Below are 17,581 nucleotides of genomic sequence, written 5' to 3'. Positions count from 1 at the left end.
CCTCCGGATTCGCAGACCTTATCCTTATCCGGCCTTGCAGGCGCTGTTAAGGCTGACCGGCCCCCTGTCTGGCGCGCCAGGCATCTCGCGTCATTTCCCAGACGAGGGACCATCGCGCCGAGCCGTCCGGCCGACGGCTTTCTACCTCGCCTTTGCGCTCAAAGCCCATACCGTCCAGCATGCGCTGGGTGGGCACATTCTCAAGGCTGGCCGTTTCACACAGCAGGTCCAGATCGAGCGATTCGAACATCCAGTCGAAGCTCGCCGCCGCGCCGCGTGTGCCCTGCCTTCTATTGTGCTCTGACGGGTGCAGCGCGCCGCCCAGTTCCCCTGCGGCCCAGTGCGGCCAGACCTGCACATCACTGTAGCCCATGATGCGGCCATCCTCTGCCGCCCGCACGAACAGCAGGCCCGTGCCCGCCTCCCGTTCGTCCAGATGGGACTGGATGAACGCCTGAACACTTGCCTCTGTCAGCGGACGCGGCAGCGTGTAAATCGGTGCATGGACTGCAGGATCAGACAACAGGGCATAGAGCGCCGGCGCGTCGTCCGGCCTCGCCAGCCGAGACGCATCAGGCGCATCTCCGAGCGTCTCTGCTCTGCGCACCATTTGGCGAATATTGTCAGCCCGCTGGGCGGACACGAGACGACGCGTGACGGGAATTCCATCGGTCATTTCCCAGACTGGCCACAGCCCGGTTTGCTCGGCAAGGCGTCACCCGGCGACATGGTCAACAAAGTGGACGCATAAACGCATTGACCAGACCGGACGCTACGGCCAGATGCGCGCATGACAGATTCCCCTGCCTCAACGAAGCGCCACGGCAAGAACGCGTTCATGTTCGTGATCATCACGGTCGCGATCGACATGCTGGCCTTCGGCCTGATCATCCCGGTGATTCCGACACTGGTGCAGGAACTCGGCAACATCTCTGCCGAACAGTCCACCCTGTATATCGGCGCGCTCGGCGCGACCTATGCGATCATGAATTTCCTGTTCGGGCCGGTTCTGGGATCACTGTCTGACAGGTATGGCCGTCGCCCCATCCTGCTCGCCTCCATCGCGACCCTCGGGCTGGACTTCCTGATCATGGGCTTTGCCAACTCTGTCTGGCTCCTGTTTCTCGGGCGGGCCCTGTCCGGAATTTCAGGCGCGACGTTCTCAACGGCCAACGCCTATATTGCCGACGTCACCGAACCGGCAGAACGCGGCAAGGCGTTCGGCATGACGGGCGCAGCGTTCGGGTTCGGGTTCGTGTTCGGCCCGGTTCTGGGTGGTTTCCTCGGGGACTTCGACCCGCGCGCTCCCTTCTTCGCCGCCGCCGCGCTCGCCGGTCTCAACTTCATCTATGGTGCGTTCGTGCTTCCGGAATCGCTCAACCAGGAAGACCGACGCGATTTTGACCTGAAACGTGCAAACCCGTTCGGCGCGGTGAAACACTTCTCCAAACTGCCCCACGTGTCCTGGTTCCTTGCCTGTGCAGGCATCTTCTTCCTGGCGCACACTGTCTTCCCGTCCACATGGTCGGTCTATACCGAGATCCGCTATGACTGGACGCCGCGCGATATCGGTCTGTCGCTGGGCCTTGTGGGCGTCGGCGCGGCAATCGTTCAGGCTGGCCTCATGGGACAGGCGCTGAAACGCTTCGGCACGGTTCGCACCGCCCTGTACGGCATCCTCATCAATGCCGTATCGCTTTTCCTGTTCGCGATCGCGGGCACCGGATGGATCGTCTATCTCATCATTCCGCTCAACGCGCTCGGCGGCGTGGCAAACCCCGCGCTCAATGCGCTCATGTCGACTGTTACCCCCAAGAATGCCCAGGGTGAATTGCAGGGGGCGTCCGCCAGCCTGAACTCGTTCGCGATGATCTTCGGCCCGATCCTGATGAGCGGCGCGCTGTTTTACTTCACCCGTCCGGAATCCAGCATTCACTTTGCAGGCGCGGCATTCCTGCTCGCCGCAATCCTGACGGCAGTCTCGCTCATTCCCTTTCAGCGGGGGGTCATCGCGAACCGGGGCGCCCTGCCCGACGATGACGGGACAACCGGCCCCTGACAGGGCCGGCGTCCGTTGGATTTCGCAGCGAGATCAGCCCTTCGGCTTCATGACCAGTCCGGCCAGCACGCCAACGATGCCACCACCCACGCCGCCTTCGAGCAGCGAGTTGATGATATTCATCAGGGATGCAGGATCAGCTGCCGCATCTCCCAGCACCTGAATACCTGCTGCATCCAGTCCGAAATGCGCGCCAATGCCGCCAACAATGCCACCGATAAGTCCCCCGGTGCCACCGCCGCCGCCAAGGCGCGCAACCAACGGTCCAATGACTAGCCCGCCAATCGCGCTCAGAATGAGTGGTAAGATACTTTCCATAATACGCCCTCCCTTAAGGCATTTCGGGGGGCTCTTTCGGCCCCTCCATGGTTAAGGAAATCTGCTTTTGCCGGTCAGGTCCAGCAAATTCCCCCCAATGGGAGAGTTGCAACTTGGCGGGAGGACGGGCAGAGACCGATCCAATGACTGCTTCCCGGCCAGCCCTGTTTCTAGATCGAGATGGCGTGATCAACGTCGACAAGGGCTATGTCAGCCGCATCGAGGACTTCGAATGGATTCCCGGCGCGGCGGAAACGATCGCAGCCTTCAATGCACGAAACTGGTTCGTATTCGTCGTGACAAACCAGTCAGGCATCGCCCGGAACTATTATTCCGAAAGCGATATGCAGACGCTTCATGACTGGATGTTGGCGGAACTTTCGATGAATGGCGCTAACATTGATAAGGTCTATTATTGCCCCTTCCACGAAGAGGGTGAGAACCCGCTTTATCGGAAAAAAAGTTTCGACCGAAAGCCAAATCCCGGGATGCTGCTGACGGCGATGGCTGAATTTCCCGTCAAACGTGAGCAAAGTTTCCTGATCGGCGACAAGGATACCGACATCGCCGCTGCGCGTGCAGCAGGCATTGCAGGTTTCAAGTTCAAAGGCGGCAACTTGTCAGAGTTCGCCGAATGGACTCTCGCTGGTTTTGAAGATGGAAATCGCGGCTGACCTGATCTTTCAAGTACCAGCCGGGAGACGAACAGGCTTCATTCCGACGGGCTTCAGCCCCCCGGTTGTAGAGGATTTTCGATCACAATGCAGTTTCTGCGTTCCGCTTACGCTAAGGTAAGGCTGGCGTTGCGGAATTCTGCTGATTAGTGTGCGCCGCAACAACGACGCTTATCTTGGAGGAAAGCTCATGCGCGAAGCCGTTATTGTATCCTACGCCCGGACCGGCATGGCGAAAGCCAGCCGCGGATCCCTGAACAACACGCACGGCATCACGATGGCCGGCCATGCCATCAAGGGCGCAATCGACCGCGCCGGCATCGAGGCCGCTTCCGTGGAAGACGTGTTCCTCGGCTCTGCCCAGCCAGAAGGCGCAACCGGCCACAACGTAGCGCGTAACGCTGCTCTGTGGGCTGGCTGCCCGTCCACCACGTCTGGCGCCACGATCAACCGTTTCTGCTCTTCCGGCCTGCAGGCCATCGCGAACGCCGCGCACACCGTGATCAATGAAGGCGCTCCGGTTGCCATCGGCGGCGGTGTTGAATCCCTCTCCCTCGTTTCCCGCAGCGGCCACATGAACGTGCACCGCTACACCGAAGACGAACTGATGAAGAAGTGGCCTGCGATCTGGATGACCATGATCGAGACCGCCGAGATCGTTGCGGACCGGTATGGCGTCAGCCGCGAGTATCAGGATGAATATTCCGTTGAATCCCAGAAGCGCACCGCTGCCTTCCAGGAAAAAGGCTACATGGCCGAGGAAATCGTTCCGCTGAAGACAACGATGAAACTGGTCAACCGCGAAACCGGCGAAGAAACCTTCCAGGAAGTCGTCTGTGACCGTGACGAGTGCAACCGCCCCGGCACGACCTATGAAAGCCTTGCTGGCCTGAAGCCGGTCTTCTCTGGCGGCATGGTCGTCAAGGAAGGCAAATACGTGACCGCCGGTAACGCGTCCCAGCTGTCCGATGGCGCCGCCGCTGTGGTCGTCATGGAAGCCAAGGAAGCCGAAAAGCGTGGCCTGAAGCCGCTCGGCCGTTTCGTTGGCTTCAACGTTGCTGGCTGTGACCCGGATGAAATGGGTATCGGCCCGGTCTTCGCTGTTCCACGCCTGCTGGAGCGTCACGGCCTGAAAGTCGACGACATCGACCTGTGGGAACTGAATGAAGCCTTCGCATCGCAGTGCCTCTACAGCCGCGACCGTCTCGGCATCGACCCGGAAAAGTACAACGTGAATGGCGGCTCGATCTCCATCGGTCACCCATTTGGCATGACCGGCGCGCGCTGCACCGGCTCCCTTCTGATGGAAGGCCAGCGTCGCGGCGCGAAATATGGTGTTGTCACCATGTGTATCGGCGGCGGTATGGGCGCGGCCGGCCTGTTCGAAATCTTCAGCTGATCCTCTTCAGTTTGAAGGCTGCGAGCGCCTCGAACTTCGGTTCGGGGCGTTTTCCTTTTGGGGACAAGACCTTATGTTGAAGCCCATCGACTTGCCCGAACTGGAGCCATCATGATCCGCCAATTCATCTCTGCCGCCAGCCTGATCGCACTTGTTGCCTGCGGGCAAGGAGCAGACAAAACCGATCACGGCGTCAGCACGGATCCGAACGCTGCAACGGGCTTCATTACCTCCAACACGGTCGCACCGGAAACCGCGACGGTTCGCGAAGGCGAAACCATCGCGCGCGACGCGGACGGCCGGCCCTACAGCTATGCTCTCCTGGGAGAGCCGCTGCCCGCCCTGACCGGCCAGATGGCGGACGGCACCTCATTTGATCCGGCCTCGCTGGACGGCACATGGAATGTGATCGACGTCTGGGGCATCTGGTGTGGCGACTGCATGGCCGATGCGCCTTATGTCGCTGCGCTGGTCACCGCGATCGAGCAGGATCCGGATCTCGGCTTCCTGTCCATCCACACCCCGGCCAACGCCAATCGCGCGACGCCGTCTGACATGTACGGAAAGTACGGTTCTGTCAGCGCCTATTTCGAGGACAAGGGATATTCCTATCCGACGCTGCTCGATGAAGATGCCAGCCTGCGCGACGCGCTCGCCATCAAATGGACGCCTTCCTACCTGCTGGTCGATCCAAATGGCGTGGTCCGTGGATTCCGAACAGACTTTTCCGTCGCAGAGGGGGAACCCGTGAAGGATTTCCTGAAGGATGTCGCCAGAGTGAAGGCCGAAACGAAGGAGGCCTCGCTTCCTGAAGCGCCGCTCGCGACCATTGGCCCGGATGGCGCGGCATCCCTGTCCGGCGCAATTCCCTTCAATACAAATGCCATCCGCGCCGCCTTCCCCGGTTTTGAGGTCGTCCCGGACCAGATGCAGGCAGAAGGCCAGACCTATCCGGTCTTCAAGATTGTCGCCGACAGCCAGGCCGAAGCCGCCTTTGTGCTGGAGCCTGACTGGTCACTTGGCCAGGTCCAGCGTGTCACGACCACGCACCCGGATGTTGCCGGTCCGGGCGGCGAACGTGTGGGCAGCTTCACGCTCAACCAGCTCACCGATGCACAGCGGGAAACCTGTCAGGATGGCGTGGATGAGGCCGAAGGGCTCCTGATCTGCACAAGCGGTGACACGGGCGCACGCTTTCAGTGGGGCTTCGCGACAAATGGCGACACGTCGCGACCCGTTCTTGCGCGCATGATGTTCCTGCCAGAGCTGCCCCAGACCGCCGATTAACTCAGCGGAAACTGTAACCTGCCGGATTTCGCGCCATTTCCATGATTTTGGCGCGTCTGGACGTTTGATCATTCGCCTAGCAGCTTGTAATTGATAGAAACGCAGGCGCGGGACAAACAGAAAGGCGGGTCTTGATGCTACACCCATCGACCAAACGGCTGATCGACAAGCTCGGCGACATGACGCGCCGGCAAAAAGTGGCGTGGCAGGAAGGCGAAGATGGGAACATCACCCACGACACCGAAGGATATCGGGTCACGCTGACAGCCGACCCCCACGCGGTGCTGCTGACAGATTCCCAGGGCCGCGAAATAGAGACCTGCAGCCCGGCCGAATTTGCTGATGAGATCGACGCAGAGGGCCGCCCCTATGCGCAATTCGTCGAAGAATTGTACCGCGAAGCCAAACGCCATGCGCGCGGCGCGGAAGAAGCCATCAGCGCCGTGCTGGCCGGACTGGACGCTGTGGAGGCCCCGGCTGAAGAGATGATCGATCCACCGGTCGACGAACCAGTCGAAATGGTCGAGGTGACCGAAGACAGTGTCGAAGACCCACTCGATGACAGTTCCCCGCTCGACGCGGAAGACTATGCCGAGATGGACAGCCAGTCCGAAGACATCACCTTCGCGGTCGCCAGCCTCGCTGACCAGGTCAATGGTGCCTCCATGGTTGCGCCTGCCGGGCCTGAAGAGGCGGCGCAGGAAGACGAGATCCTGACGGACGAGAACACAGCCGTGACGGCGACCGAAGTCGACAGTGAGACGACATCCGGCGACGAAATTGAACAAACGGCGACATATGACGACACCGTCGCGACAGACGGCGACACCGTCGCGACAGACGGCGACACCGACGCGACAGCGAGCGACGATGCGCAACACGATGCGATCAATGCGTTCAGCGTGACACCGGAAGCCGAACCTGCTGCGCTGGAAGAGATCGAAGAGCCAACGCCGCTCAATGAGCCCGCCGGTGGCTACACACCCACAGGATTCACAACAACGACACCAGAAGACACGGCACCAGAGCCTGCCGACGATTCTCCCGTTCCGGACATGATGGAAGAGGCTGCACCTGTAGAAGCACAAGCCGACCACGCCTACGCGCCCGCCTTCTCTGATGACGTTTCAGATGCGCCCGGCTACGCACAGGCCGAGCCGTTTGGAAACTTCACCCCCACATCCGAAGACGCGCCCGAAACACCTGTATTCGATGCAGACCCCGCAGAAGACACAACAGCAGACCCAGCCCCGCAATACGAGAAAGACATCGACGCGCCTGAAACCGAGACGGAAGCCGCTGATGACCCTGAGCCACAGCCAGCCCCTGCCCCGCAAGGCAGTTTCGGCAACACTGGCGGCTTCTTCGGTGGCGGCTATGGCAGCAGCCTCGGCGCGTACCGCACCGACACAGCCCCTGCGCCGGATCGTCCTGTCGACAGCTCTCCGGAGGCTCCAGTCGCAGACGTAGCGCCTTCAGAACCCGAACCAATCGAAACCGTCGAAGCGCCCCAACCTTCCCCGGAACCCATGCGGTCCTTCAGCCTGTCGGGCATCACCGCGCCCCGGGACACTGTTGAGCCGCCCGCTCCCGTCGAGGCCAGCACGCCCGAGGAAACCGAACCTGCGCCGGATGTCGTCATCGATGGTACCAGCGATCTTCCCACCTGGCTGGGCCACGACACGCCGCTCGCAGAAGCAGACGAGAGCGCGGAACCGATAGCAGAGTACGACCCACCTCAGCCCGTGACGGAGCCCCAACACGCCCCGGCACCAGAGCCGGAATTCGTAACAGAAGCTGTTGCCGCGCCGGAACCGGCTGCCGCGTCTGAGGAAGAAGTGTCAGAAGCTGAAACACCGGCGCCACGCCCGGTCAAACGGTTCAATCCCTGGAACTGAGCCTAGCCGCGCCAGAAGCGCCGCGTCAGCACCACGAACACCGCCACAAATTCAAGCCGCCCAAGCAGCATGGCGATGGCGCAGACCCATTTCGCAAAGTCCGGCAATAGCTGGAAGGTTCCCGACGGCCCGATCATTGGCCCCAAACCAGGCCCAACATTCGAGACGCTGGTTGCAGCGCCTGAAATCGCCGTCAGGGCATCCACGCCCGTAAGGCTGATCAAGGCTGCCGCGACGAGGAAGGTCAGCAGATAGAGGCTGACAAACACCATAACCGACTGAAGGACTTCCTCGTCCACAGTCTTGCCAGCATAACGCACGGGCGTTCGGCGATGGGGCTGAATCATTTTCTGCGAATAGGCGAGAATTGTTTTCGCGGCGATCTCAAGCCGGAACATTTTCAGGCCGCAGGCTGCCGATCCCGCACACCCGCCAACAAACGTCGCGCCGAGGAACACAACCATGACCGGTTGCCCCCACGTATCATAGGGCGCGGATGCGTAGCCTGTGCCTGTCATGATCGAGATGATGTTGAACAGGGCTTCCTTGAAGCCGTGAAAGATGTGGTCGAAGACAGGCGGGTCTACAACGGCTTCGTGGTACACCACGATGATCGTCGAGAAGGTCAGCGCGAGGCACACATACAGGCGCGGTTGTGGATCTGACAGCATCGGGCGAATGCGCCCTTGCAGCATGAGCATGGCCAGCAGGCTGAATGGCAGGCCCGCCACGAACATGAAGAAGGTCGCCACATAAGGCGCATTCGTGTCGTTGAAATACCCGAATGAGGCATCATGGGTGGAATAGCCGCCAGCTGACATCGTGGTCATCGCATGCGCAATCGCATCGAACCAACTCATGCCTGTCAGGTAATAGAGAAACGCACACAGCACCGAGATCAGCAGATATGTGAGGCCGAGATAGGCGGCGATATCGGTAATGCGCGGCAGGAATTTCCCTGAAATGTCTGAGCTTTCGAGTTCAAACAGCTGCATACCGCCGACCCTTAGCTGTGGCAGGATGGCAATGGCCGTCACGATGATACCGATCCCGCCGATCCATTGCAGGATTGCCCGCCACAGCAAGATCCCGCGCGGCATGTCATCAAGCCCAGTCAGCACAGTTGCGCCGGTTGTCGTCAGGCCCGAAATCGACTCGAACATGGCGTCAGTGAAGCTCATGCCCAGCGCCAGAAACGGAATCGCGGCAATCATGGGCAGAAATACCCAGACCAGGACGGTCAGCAGAAATCCTTCACGCTGACCTGAGCGCTCCACTTCGCCGCGCGACAAGACCCAGATGCACGATCCGATCAAAATTGAGCCAAATGCAGAGACTTCGAAGACATATGTCTCCTGCCGACCATCAGCCATGTCGATCAACGCGCACGGAATCATCGCCATGCCGAGCAGGACGGTCATGATGCCAATGGCAAGGAAAACGGAACGAAGCTGCATGACTGGCGGGAGGATACGCTGCAAATCCTGCTGAGGTGTCAACGCATTGCGTGGTTAAGCAGTCTGCATCAGATGAGTGATCTGAATGGTTTTCGCGCGTATTCCTGTGGCTCCTGACGCTGAATTGCGACCCTTGGTGGCCTGCGGCACGGCAGATATGCCATTTTCACGCCAAGTCCAAGAGCGCTGGCCCTGTTGACGCGGTCAACTACGAGGGCCTACACGCGGCTTTCGTTTCATTTGCAACTGACGATCCCTCGCATGTTTGACCATTCTTCCTTCGATGCCCATGAGGGCGTGCACATGTTTCACGATGCGGCAAGCGGCCTGAGGGCGATTGTCGCGATCCATTCAACGGCGCGAGGCCCTGCGGCTGGCGGATGCCGCATGTGGAATTATGACACCGGCGAAGCCATGCTGCGCGACGCGCTGCGCCTCAGCCATGGCATGAGCTACAAGAACGCCATGGCCGACATTCCACTGGGCGGCGGCAAAGCAGTCATCTGGGGTAATGCAAAGACCGACAAATCTCCGGACTTGTTCCGCGCATTCGGGCGGGCGGTGGAGAGCCTGCAAGGCAAATACATCACGGCAGAAGACGTTGGGATTGATGTCGCCGACATGCAGATCGTGCGCGAAGAGACGGCTCATGTAGCCGGGTTGGACCAAGGCATCGCAGCAAGCGGTGACCCCTCCCCGATAACAGCCATGGGCATCTATCTGGGCATTCGCGAAACCGCCAAGCGCGCCTTCGGAACCGATGACCTGAATGGCCGGACGATCGCAGTTCAAGGAGTGGGGTCGGTTGGCGGCCATGTTTGCGAACATCTGGCCAAGGCAGGCGCAAATCTGATCATCACCGATATTGATCAGGTGGCACTGGCGGACGTGTCATCCCGCACCGGAGCACGGATCGTGACGCCGGATGAGATTTATGACGCCGAGGCGGACATCTTCTCGCCAAACGCGCTGGGCGCGATTGTCAACGAGCAGACTCTTGAGCGGTTTCGAGTGAAGGCCATCGCCGGGGGCGCGAACAATCAGCTGATCGTGCCTGAAATGGGTGAACTGCTCCGTCGCCGGGGAATCCTCTATGCGCCGGACTATGTCATCAATGGCGGCGGGATCATCAATGTATGCGCAGAGATATCCGGCACCTATTCGCGTGAATGGGTAGATGCCAAGGTCCAAACACTTATGGAAACGCTTGGAGGAGTCCTGGACGCGGCGCTTGAGACAAACGAGCCGACCAACCATGTGGCAGACCGGATCGCCCGCCAACGGATTGGCCGAACAGATTAGGTAGTCTCACTTAGTTCGTTCTCTGCGATAGATGTTACACATATCCTATCGAAGCTGATCGACACGAGGAGTGAGACAATGTCCGTAGTAGCCATGTTGCAGGGAACGGTTGAGACCGACCGTGCCACCGTAGAGACTGCGCTGTCATTGGCCCGTCGCATGAACGTTCCGGTGCGTGCCTTGTGCGCCCTTCCCGATCCGAACTCTGCCATGATGGTGATCGCGACACCGGAAGCTGCGGGACTGACCGGCGTTGCCACTCAATCCATCTTCGACATGCAGGAAGAAGTGCTCGCCAACGCCCGCGAAGCCTTTCAGGCGGCAAAGCAGGGCGTCGACGACGTCACTTGCGAATTCAAGCACGAAGTGAACACTGTCGAACGCGCTGCGGCTAACGCTGCGGCTCTGGCTGATGCAGTGATCTTTCCGCGTGCGGCCACAGATGCCTCGCAACCGCTGAATATCGGTTTTGACCATGTGCTGATGGACGCACACTTGCCTGTTGTTCTGGCAGGAACATCGACCGACATGTCAGGTCCGGCGATCATCGCCTGGGATGGCAGCAATGGCGCCGCACGCGCTGTCCGCTTCCACCTTCCCCTCCTCCGCGCAATTGGCGATGTCATCATCGCACAGAACACAGACGATCTGAACAAGGATCCTGAAAGGGAAATCGCCGCCCCGGAGGCCCTTTCCGACTGGCTTCTCTTGCAGGGTATTTCATCGCGCCTGATGGAAATCGAAGGTGAAGTCGCATCTGGACTGCTCGCCATGGCCAAAGGCACGAATGCCAGCATGATCCTTGCGGGCGCCTACGGTCATTCGCGTCTGGCTGAGCGGATCTTCGGTGGCACGACACGGCGCCTTTTGAACGCGGAACATGCCCCCGCACTTGCTCTGGCCCACTAAAGGAGACTCAGACATGAGCCTGTCCAAGATTGTACTCCAACTTGCCCGCAATCCTGGCCTGCCGAACGGCGACGCCGGTCAGGGCTACACGCTGGTCGCTCCGCTGGACACGTCCGGGCAGATTGATCTTGAAGCCTGGCGGGCGCACCGTGATGCCTGCCATGTCGTTCGGTTCAGCCCGGATCCCGATGAGCACGCCACCGGCAAACTGACCCATCGGGGCAGCCGCTGGTTCTTTCACTATGATGAAGATGATGAGGGCGATGATGAATCCGGCTACCGGCTTGGTGATCATGTCTTCAAGGAAGGCGAATATGTCACCATCGCCAGCCACGGTGAAACACCCCTTACATACAAGATTACCGACATCAGCCCCGTCTAGTCTTTACCGGGCGTCAAGCTAGACACATCTGTGATAACGGCGCACTATTTCCACCAATGAGAGCAGGAAACCTGCCCATTGGGAGGAAAACATGAAGAGATATCTGAGCCTCGCCGTTTCGGCGATTGCTTTGGCTGCGTGCAGTAACCCTGCGCCAGAATCGTCTGCACCGGAATCCGATACCGCAGAAACGCAAACAGATGCTCAATCGACCGAGCGGACAGCTGGATACAATGAAGACCGAAATGCCTATTTCGGTGATCTTCATATCCACACCCGGTCGAGCTTTGATGCGTATATCTTCAATGTTCGCAGGACCGCCGATGATGCATACCGGTTTGCACGTGGGGACACGATCACCCACCCTTCCGGCTTTGACATGACCATTGCCGGCGGTCCGCTTGATTTCTACACGGTGACAGACCACGCCGAGTATCTTGGCATCCTGCCCGCCATGAATACGCCCGGCACGGAACTGTCTGAACTTCCCCGTGCACAAGACATGTTCTCAACCGATCCGGGCCGGATCACTGCAGCCTTCCAGGGGGTTGGCGCATCTGTCCGTTCCGGCGAAGTGATCGCGGAGATGCATGATACGGACGTGATGGATTCGGTCTGGATGCAAAATGTCGCTGCGGCTGACCGGCACTATGTACCTGGTGAGTTCACAACATTCGCAGCCTATGAATACACGTCCGTTGCGGCCAATGAAGAGCAAGGCTCCTTCGCTGGCGGCAACCTCCACCGTAACGTCTTCTTCAAGGGCGACGCGCCTGACCGGGCTTTCTCAACGCTCGACTCGACCAACCCCGAAGACCTTTGGGACTGGATGGACGCCAAGCGCGCCGAAGGATACGAATCCATTGCCATCCCGCACAATCCAAATGTGTCGGATGGACTCATGTTCCGACTGCAGACTTATAATGGCGACCCACTTGATGCCGCCTATGCAGAGCAGCGCATGCGCAATGAGCCGCTTGTGGAAGTCACGCAAGTCAAAGGCACCAGCGAGACGCACCCTGCCCTATCGCCAAACGACGAATGGGCAGATTTCGAGATTTATGATCGCCTGCTTGCCTCCTACGAAGTTTCCAAGACCGAAGGCAGCTATGTCCGGGAAGCGTATCGCAACGGATTGAAACTGCAGGAAGAGCAAGGATTTGATCCATTTCGCTTCGGCCTGGTCGCGGCATCTGACAGTCATGTTGTCGGCGGCGCCTATGCCGAAAATGATTACTGGTCGAAGGTTGGCATTGTCGATGGCACGCCAATGGCGCGTGGATCTGTCCCCTTCTTCGGTACAAAGAGCTGGGACGAACAACCAGACAATCAGATTGTTCAGAATGCACGAGAGTGGTTTTCGCGCTGGGGCGCGTCTGGCTTGACGGGGGTTTGGGCGGAAGAAAACACGCGGGAATCCATCTTTGACGCATTCCGCCGCAAAGAAACATTCGCCACCACAGGCCCCCGGATGAAAGTCCGCTTCTTTGCCGGGTTCGAGTATTCCGACGACATGTTGTCTGACTCCAATCTCACCCGACTTGCCTATGATGGCGGGGTGCCGATGGGCGGCGATCTGGTGGGCAATGGTACAGCCCCGACATTCCTTGCCTGGGCACAGCGCGATCCGAATATGGGCGCACTGCAGCGCGTTCAAATCATCAAGGTGACCTCAGAAGGCGAAGCCGTTTATGATGTGGCTTGCCATGATGGAACGCCCGATCCCGACACACACCGTTGCACCGACAATGGCGCAGCCGTCGACATGGAAACCTGCACCCCAACCGGCGACGGCGCAGGCGAATTGAAAGCCCTTTGGCAGGATCCGGAATTCGATCCGGAAAGGCGCGCAACCTACTATGTTCGCGTCCTGGAAAATCCGAGTTGCCGTTGGTCGACATGGGAAGCCATGCGAGCTAACGTTCCCCCTCGGCCTGATGTACCACAAACCATTCAGGAGCGGGCCTACACCTCGCCAATCTGGTACATCCCCAGCGAGTAAGGATTGGTACTTCAGTGAAATTACTTCGCGATCCGCTGACTCATTTCGTCTTGGCGGCAACCTTGATCTTTGTCGCCTATTCAGTCTGGCAGAACCGGTCAGACAAGGCGGATTCAACGATTTTCGTGACGACGGGTGAGCTTGAACGTCTCGCCGCGCTATACACATCCGAAGCAGGCGCACTGCCGAGTGAAACGGACATGGCCGCGATGGTCTCCGATCTGGTGCGGGACGAGGCCTTGTCACGCGAAGCCAGGCGCTTGGGACTGGACAGGGATGATACGATCATCACGCGTCGACTTGCCCAGAAGATGAGCTTTGTCGTGTCCGATCTGGCAGAAGACCCGGAACCGACGCGTGATGAGATGCTGGATTGGCACGCAACGCATACAGAGCGTTTTACAACCCCCGCGACCCTCACATTCTCACACATCTATTTCAGCCCCGATGTGCGCGGCGACGGCACCGAAACAGATGCCGCCGATACGCTCGCACAGCTCAACGCCTCATCGGCAACCGCCTTGGACAATCTCGGAGACCCGTTCATGCTGCAGCGCCAATATGGTGATGTGCCCCTTCGGGAGGTCGCACGGCAGTTTGGGGGCGAGTTCGCAAATGAACTCTCTGAATTAAGCGTATCAGATGAATGGCAAGGTCCGCTCCCCTCCGCCTTTGGCCTTCATTTGGTCAAGCTGGAAAGTTCGACACCCGCCACGGTCATTCCCTTCGACGACATCGTGGATCAAGTCCGCAAGGACTGGCTTGAAAATTCACGCCGAATTGCAAACGAGCAGGCAGTGCGGGACATTATTGCGCGCTATACGGTAGAGATTGAAGGCGTCGAATAGTGCGCTTCGTCCTGAGTCTCTTCGCTGCGGTTGTGATCGCCTTGTGCGCGGCGGCTCACGAAGTCCGCCCGGCCTATCTGGAAGTCAACGAAACCGAGGCCGGACACTATGACGTCATCTGGAAACAGCCCATTCTCGATGGACGTCGCCTGAAACTCGAGCCGTCGTTCCCGGAGGGTTGCACACGAGAGAATGAGCGTGTGTCGGCCCCGGCCGCTACATTGATTACGCGTTGGTCCATGAGCTGTGATCTCAACTCTGGCACCCTGGCAATTGAGGGACTGGACCGCACGCTCACGGATGTCTTTCTGCGCATGGACCGACTGGACAATGAGGATATCTCGATCGTCCTGCGGCCCGAGGCAAATTCGGTCGATCTGGGTCAATCTCAGGGCGCGCCATTGCTGGCCTATTTCCGCATCGGAGTAGAGCACATTATTTTCGGATACGATCACTTGCTGTTCGTTCTCGGGTTGGTGCTGCTTGTTCGCCCGCACCAATTGCTCGCCACAGTTACCGCTTTCACAATTGCCCACTCCATCACGCTTGCGTCCTCGTCTCTTGCCGGGATCACGCTGCCCGGGCCGCCTGTCGAGATCACAATCGCCATGAGTATCGCTCTGCTCGGAGCGGAAGCCATTTACAGGATGCAGGGTCGGGATACCCTGTCCCAGACACGCCCCTGGATCATCGCATTTGGGTTCGGATTGATTCATGGATTTGGATTCGCTGGCGCGCTATCCGAAATCGGTCTTCCAAGAGACGCCGAAGTAATGGCGCTACTGTTATTCAATCTGGGAGTCGAAGCGGGGCAGGTCGCCTTTGTGCTGTTCCTCCTCGCGCTCGCCTGGCTAGGGCTTCGCCTCTACCGCCACGGGGAGCACGCTGTGAAGACGGCTGCAGCCTACGCAATCGGAATCACGGGTAGCTATTGGGCGATCGAACGAATTGTGGCGACCTTCTTCTAAAGGCCCAGCGCTTTCCACAACATGCGAGCCGCCACGACCGCCAGCAAGATCGCGAACCATCGCTTCAGCTTGGCCGCATCCAGCTTGTGCGCCAGCTTCGCGCCAATAGGCGCCATGGTGACGGTAAAGGTAGAGATCAGCGCGAACGCGGCCAGGTTCACATTGCCAAGCGAGAATGGCGGGCGCCCGTCCACGCCCCATCCAACGAAGATCGCCGCCAATGCGCCGGGCAAACCAATCGCCACACCCCAACCAGCCGCCGTCGCCACGGCGCGATGAATGGGACGTCCGCACAGTGTCATCAGGCTGACCCCGAATGTGCCTCCGCCAATTCCCATCAGTGCCGACAGCGCCCCAACGGCTGTGCCCAATCCGGCACGCGGAAAGCCGCGTGGCATGTCGTCCGCCAAGCGCCAGGTGGGTCGTCCAAAGTAAAGCTGCGCCGCAAGCAGAAAGGCAAGAGATCCGAAGATCGCCAGCAGGCCGCGATTGGAAAGATACCCACTGGCGGCCATGCCGAGCAGAGCCCCGACGACAATCCACGGCGCCCAACCGCGAATTATGCTCCAATCCACTGCGCCGTGGGAATTGTGCGCCATCACGCTGCGGATGGATGTCAGGATGATCGTGGCAAGTGATGTGGACACGGCCACATGCATGGCTGTTTCCCCATACCCCATCCCTTCAAAGAGAAAATACAGCACAGGCACAATGATCGCCCCGCCCCCAATTCCGAAGAGGCCTGCGGCCAATCCAGCGGCGATCCCTGCTGCGACGAGTGCGAGCAGCAAAGGGGCATACTGAACAATCAACTCCATCAGGTGACGATCGCCTTTTCGCGATAGCACGCCGTATCCCAGCTGCGCGTTTCGACGATCTCGGCAAGCTCAGACATGGCATCCCAAATTTCGGCATAGCTCAGGAACAAGGGCGACAGCCCCAGCCGGATGGTATGCGGGGTCCGGAAATCTGCCTCGATCCCCCAATCCGCCATGGCGCGTACCAAAGGATAACCGTCAGGGTGGCGAAGGCTGACATGGCCACCGCGCCGCTGAGGGTCTAGCGGAGACGCAATGTCCAGTCCCATGCCCTCCGCCATCATCAGGCACATCTGCCCCAGCGACCTGGACTTGGCCTGTACGTCGCGCATGGCAACATCGTCGAACACTTTCAGTGCTCCATCCAACGCAGCAAGCGAGAGAATTGGCGGCGTTCCGCATGCAAACCGCGCTGCGCCATGCTTGGGCTTGTAGTCAGAAGTAAATTCAAATGGCGCGGCATGCCCCATCCAACCAGGCAAAGGAGAAGACAATTCACCGGCTACATCGCCGCGCGCGTAAAGGAAGGCTGGTGCGCCGGGGCCACCATTCAGATATTTGTAGGTACAGCCCGCGGCCAATCTTGCGTGGGATTTGGCCAGTTGAACATCCAGCACCCCCGTCGCGTGGCTAAGGTCCCAGACGATCCAGCCGCCCTCATCCTGCGCCGCAGCCTCATCCGCGACCATGTCCGCCACATCGGCAGAGCGATAGTTTACGAGGCTTTTGACCAGTACGCCGCCATTCAGCTGGGCAAGCCCCTGCCCCGGTTCGGCGCGGATCAGTTCTACATCCGCGACACCGGACAGGCCTTCCAGAATATACTGGTCGGTTGGAAATTCGTCCGTCTCAACGACAAGCCTACGCGTCCTCGCGAGCGGCAAGGCCGCTGCCGCCAGTTTGAACAGATTGACCGAGACGCTGTCACACACGACCACCTCGGACGCATCCGCTCCGACCAGTTTCGCAGTACGACCACCGACACGTTCAGCCAGCTGAATCCAGTCTGCGCTGTTCCATGCGCCCACACGATCATTCAGCCACGCGCCTTCGGATGCTTCCCGCACCGCTTCCATCGCGCCAATTGTCGCTGGCCCCAGGGAATGTCCGACGAGGTAAGTCACCCCCTCTGGCAACGCAAAGGCCGCACGACACCGCGCCAGCGGGTCGACTTCATCCAATGCCTCCGCATCTGCGCGGGATTCTGGAAGGGATATCAAGGTCATCGCATGTTTGTGCATGACAGACCGCACGGAGGCT

General features: G+C 59.5%; 16 protein-coding genes. 11 read left to right on the top strand and 5 right to left on the bottom strand.

Annotated features, from left to right (window positions below; all coding sequences use genetic code 11):
* Nucleotides 1-46: 46 nt before the first annotated feature.
* Nucleotides 47-676, bottom strand: coding sequence for a GNAT family N-acetyltransferase (locus HY36_RS08305; protein WP_035551021.1), 630 nt, complete (start codon nt 674-676; stop codon nt 47-49).
* A gap of 114 nt (nt 677-790) precedes the next feature.
* Here HY36_RS08305 and HY36_RS08300 point away from each other — a divergent pair, with 114 nt between their 5' ends.
* On the top strand, nt 791-2,059 hold the full coding sequence (locus HY36_RS08300) for a TCR/Tet family MFS transporter (RefSeq protein WP_035551018.1): 1,269 nt from the start codon (nt 791-793) through the stop codon (nt 2,057-2,059).
* Nucleotides 2,060-2,092: 33 nt separating this feature from the next.
* Here the strand turns inward: HY36_RS08300 and HY36_RS08295 are convergent, their stop codons facing one another.
* Entirely contained in the window at nt 2,093-2,377 is a 285-nt protein-coding gene (locus tag HY36_RS08295) for a hypothetical protein (RefSeq protein ID WP_035551015.1), read from the bottom strand.
* Nucleotides 2,378-2,520: 143 nt separating this feature from the next.
* On the opposite strand from HY36_RS08295, the gene HY36_RS08290 reads away from it, so the two are divergent.
* From HY36_RS08290 to HY36_RS08275, 4 genes are all read left to right on the top strand, one after another.
* Nucleotides 2,521-3,051, top strand: a complete 531-nt coding sequence (locus HY36_RS08290; RefSeq protein WP_035551013.1) for a D-glycero-alpha-D-manno-heptose-1,7-bisphosphate 7-phosphatase — start codon at nt 2,521-2,523, stop codon at nt 3,049-3,051.
* Between the two features lie 190 nt (nt 3,052-3,241).
* Complete coding sequence (locus tag HY36_RS08285; RefSeq protein WP_035551011.1) at nt 3,242-4,450, top strand: acetyl-CoA C-acyltransferase; 1,209 nt, start codon at nt 3,242-3,244, stop codon at nt 4,448-4,450.
* Nucleotides 4,451-4,561: 111 nt separating this feature from the next.
* Entirely contained in the window at nt 4,562-5,737 is a 1,176-nt protein-coding gene (locus HY36_RS08280) for a redoxin family protein (RefSeq protein ID WP_035551008.1), read from the top strand.
* Nucleotides 5,738-5,871: 134 nt separating this feature from the next.
* Nucleotides 5,872-7,635: a hypothetical protein gene (locus HY36_RS08275; RefSeq protein WP_035551007.1), complete on the top strand. Its 1,764-nt coding sequence runs from the start codon at nt 5,872-5,874 to the stop codon at nt 7,633-7,635.
* A 2-nt stretch (nt 7,636-7,637) separates the two neighbouring features.
* On the opposite strand, the gene HY36_RS08270 is transcribed toward HY36_RS08275, so the two are convergent.
* On the bottom strand, nt 7,638-9,092 hold the full coding sequence (locus HY36_RS08270) for a TrkH family potassium uptake protein (RefSeq protein ID WP_035551004.1): 1,455 nt from the start codon (nt 9,090-9,092) through the stop codon (nt 7,638-7,640).
* 261 nt (nt 9,093-9,353) lie between these two features.
* Here HY36_RS08270 and HY36_RS08265 point away from each other — a divergent pair, with 261 nt between their 5' ends.
* From HY36_RS08265 to HY36_RS08240, 6 genes are all read left to right on the top strand, one after another.
* Nucleotides 9,354-10,394 carry a Glu/Leu/Phe/Val family dehydrogenase gene (locus HY36_RS08265; protein ID WP_035551001.1) on the top strand — a complete coding sequence of 347 codons (1,041 nt, stop codon included), beginning with the start codon at nt 9,354-9,356 and terminating at the stop codon, nt 10,392-10,394.
* 78 nt (nt 10,395-10,472) lie between these two features.
* Nucleotides 10,473-11,303 carry a universal stress protein gene (locus tag HY36_RS17795; protein ID WP_081806104.1) on the top strand — a complete coding sequence of 277 codons (831 nt, stop codon included), beginning with the start codon at nt 10,473-10,475 and terminating at the stop codon, nt 11,301-11,303.
* Nucleotides 11,304-11,316: 13 nt separating this feature from the next.
* Nucleotides 11,317-11,685, top strand: a complete 369-nt coding sequence (locus HY36_RS08255; RefSeq protein WP_035550999.1) for a hypothetical protein — start codon at nt 11,317-11,319, stop codon at nt 11,683-11,685.
* A 91-nt stretch (nt 11,686-11,776) separates the two neighbouring features.
* Nucleotides 11,777-13,687: a DUF3604 domain-containing protein gene (locus HY36_RS08250; protein WP_051602637.1), complete on the top strand. Its 1,911-nt coding sequence runs from the start codon at nt 11,777-11,779 to the stop codon at nt 13,685-13,687.
* Nucleotides 13,688-13,701: 14 nt separating this feature from the next.
* Entirely contained in the window at nt 13,702-14,535 is an 834-nt protein-coding gene (locus tag HY36_RS08245; protein WP_035550996.1) for a peptidyl-prolyl cis-trans isomerase, read from the top strand.
* Nucleotides 14,535-15,503 (top strand): HupE/UreJ family protein, encoded by a 969-nt coding sequence (locus HY36_RS08240; RefSeq protein WP_051602636.1) that lies wholly within the window; start codon nt 14,535-14,537, stop codon nt 15,501-15,503. Before HY36_RS08245 ends, HY36_RS08240 begins: the two co-directional genes overlap by 1 nt.
* Here the strand turns inward: HY36_RS08240 and HY36_RS08235 are convergent.
* Both HY36_RS08235 and HY36_RS08230 read right to left on the bottom strand, forming a co-directional pair.
* Nucleotides 15,500-16,321: a sulfite exporter TauE/SafE family protein gene (locus tag HY36_RS08235; RefSeq protein WP_035550991.1), complete on the bottom strand. Its 822-nt coding sequence runs from the start codon at nt 16,319-16,321 to the stop codon at nt 15,500-15,502. The two genes, HY36_RS08240 and HY36_RS08235, sit on opposite strands and share 4 nt — an antisense overlap.
* Nucleotides 16,321-17,547 carry a hypothetical protein gene (locus HY36_RS08230; protein ID WP_051602656.1) on the bottom strand — a complete coding sequence of 409 codons (1,227 nt, stop codon included), beginning with the start codon at nt 17,545-17,547 and terminating at the stop codon, nt 16,321-16,323. The genes HY36_RS08235 and HY36_RS08230 overlap by 1 nt, the downstream gene beginning before the upstream one ends.
* Nucleotides 17,548-17,581: the final 34 nt, after the last annotated feature.

It is taken from the genome of Hyphomonas atlantica corrig., from assembly GCF_000682715.1.
In the GTDB taxonomy this organism is placed as follows: domain Bacteria; phylum Pseudomonadota; class Alphaproteobacteria; order Caulobacterales; family Hyphomonadaceae; genus Hyphomonas; species Hyphomonas atlantica.
Note: the sequence above shows the minus strand (reverse complement) of the source record. Positions and strands in the feature narration are given on the sequence as shown.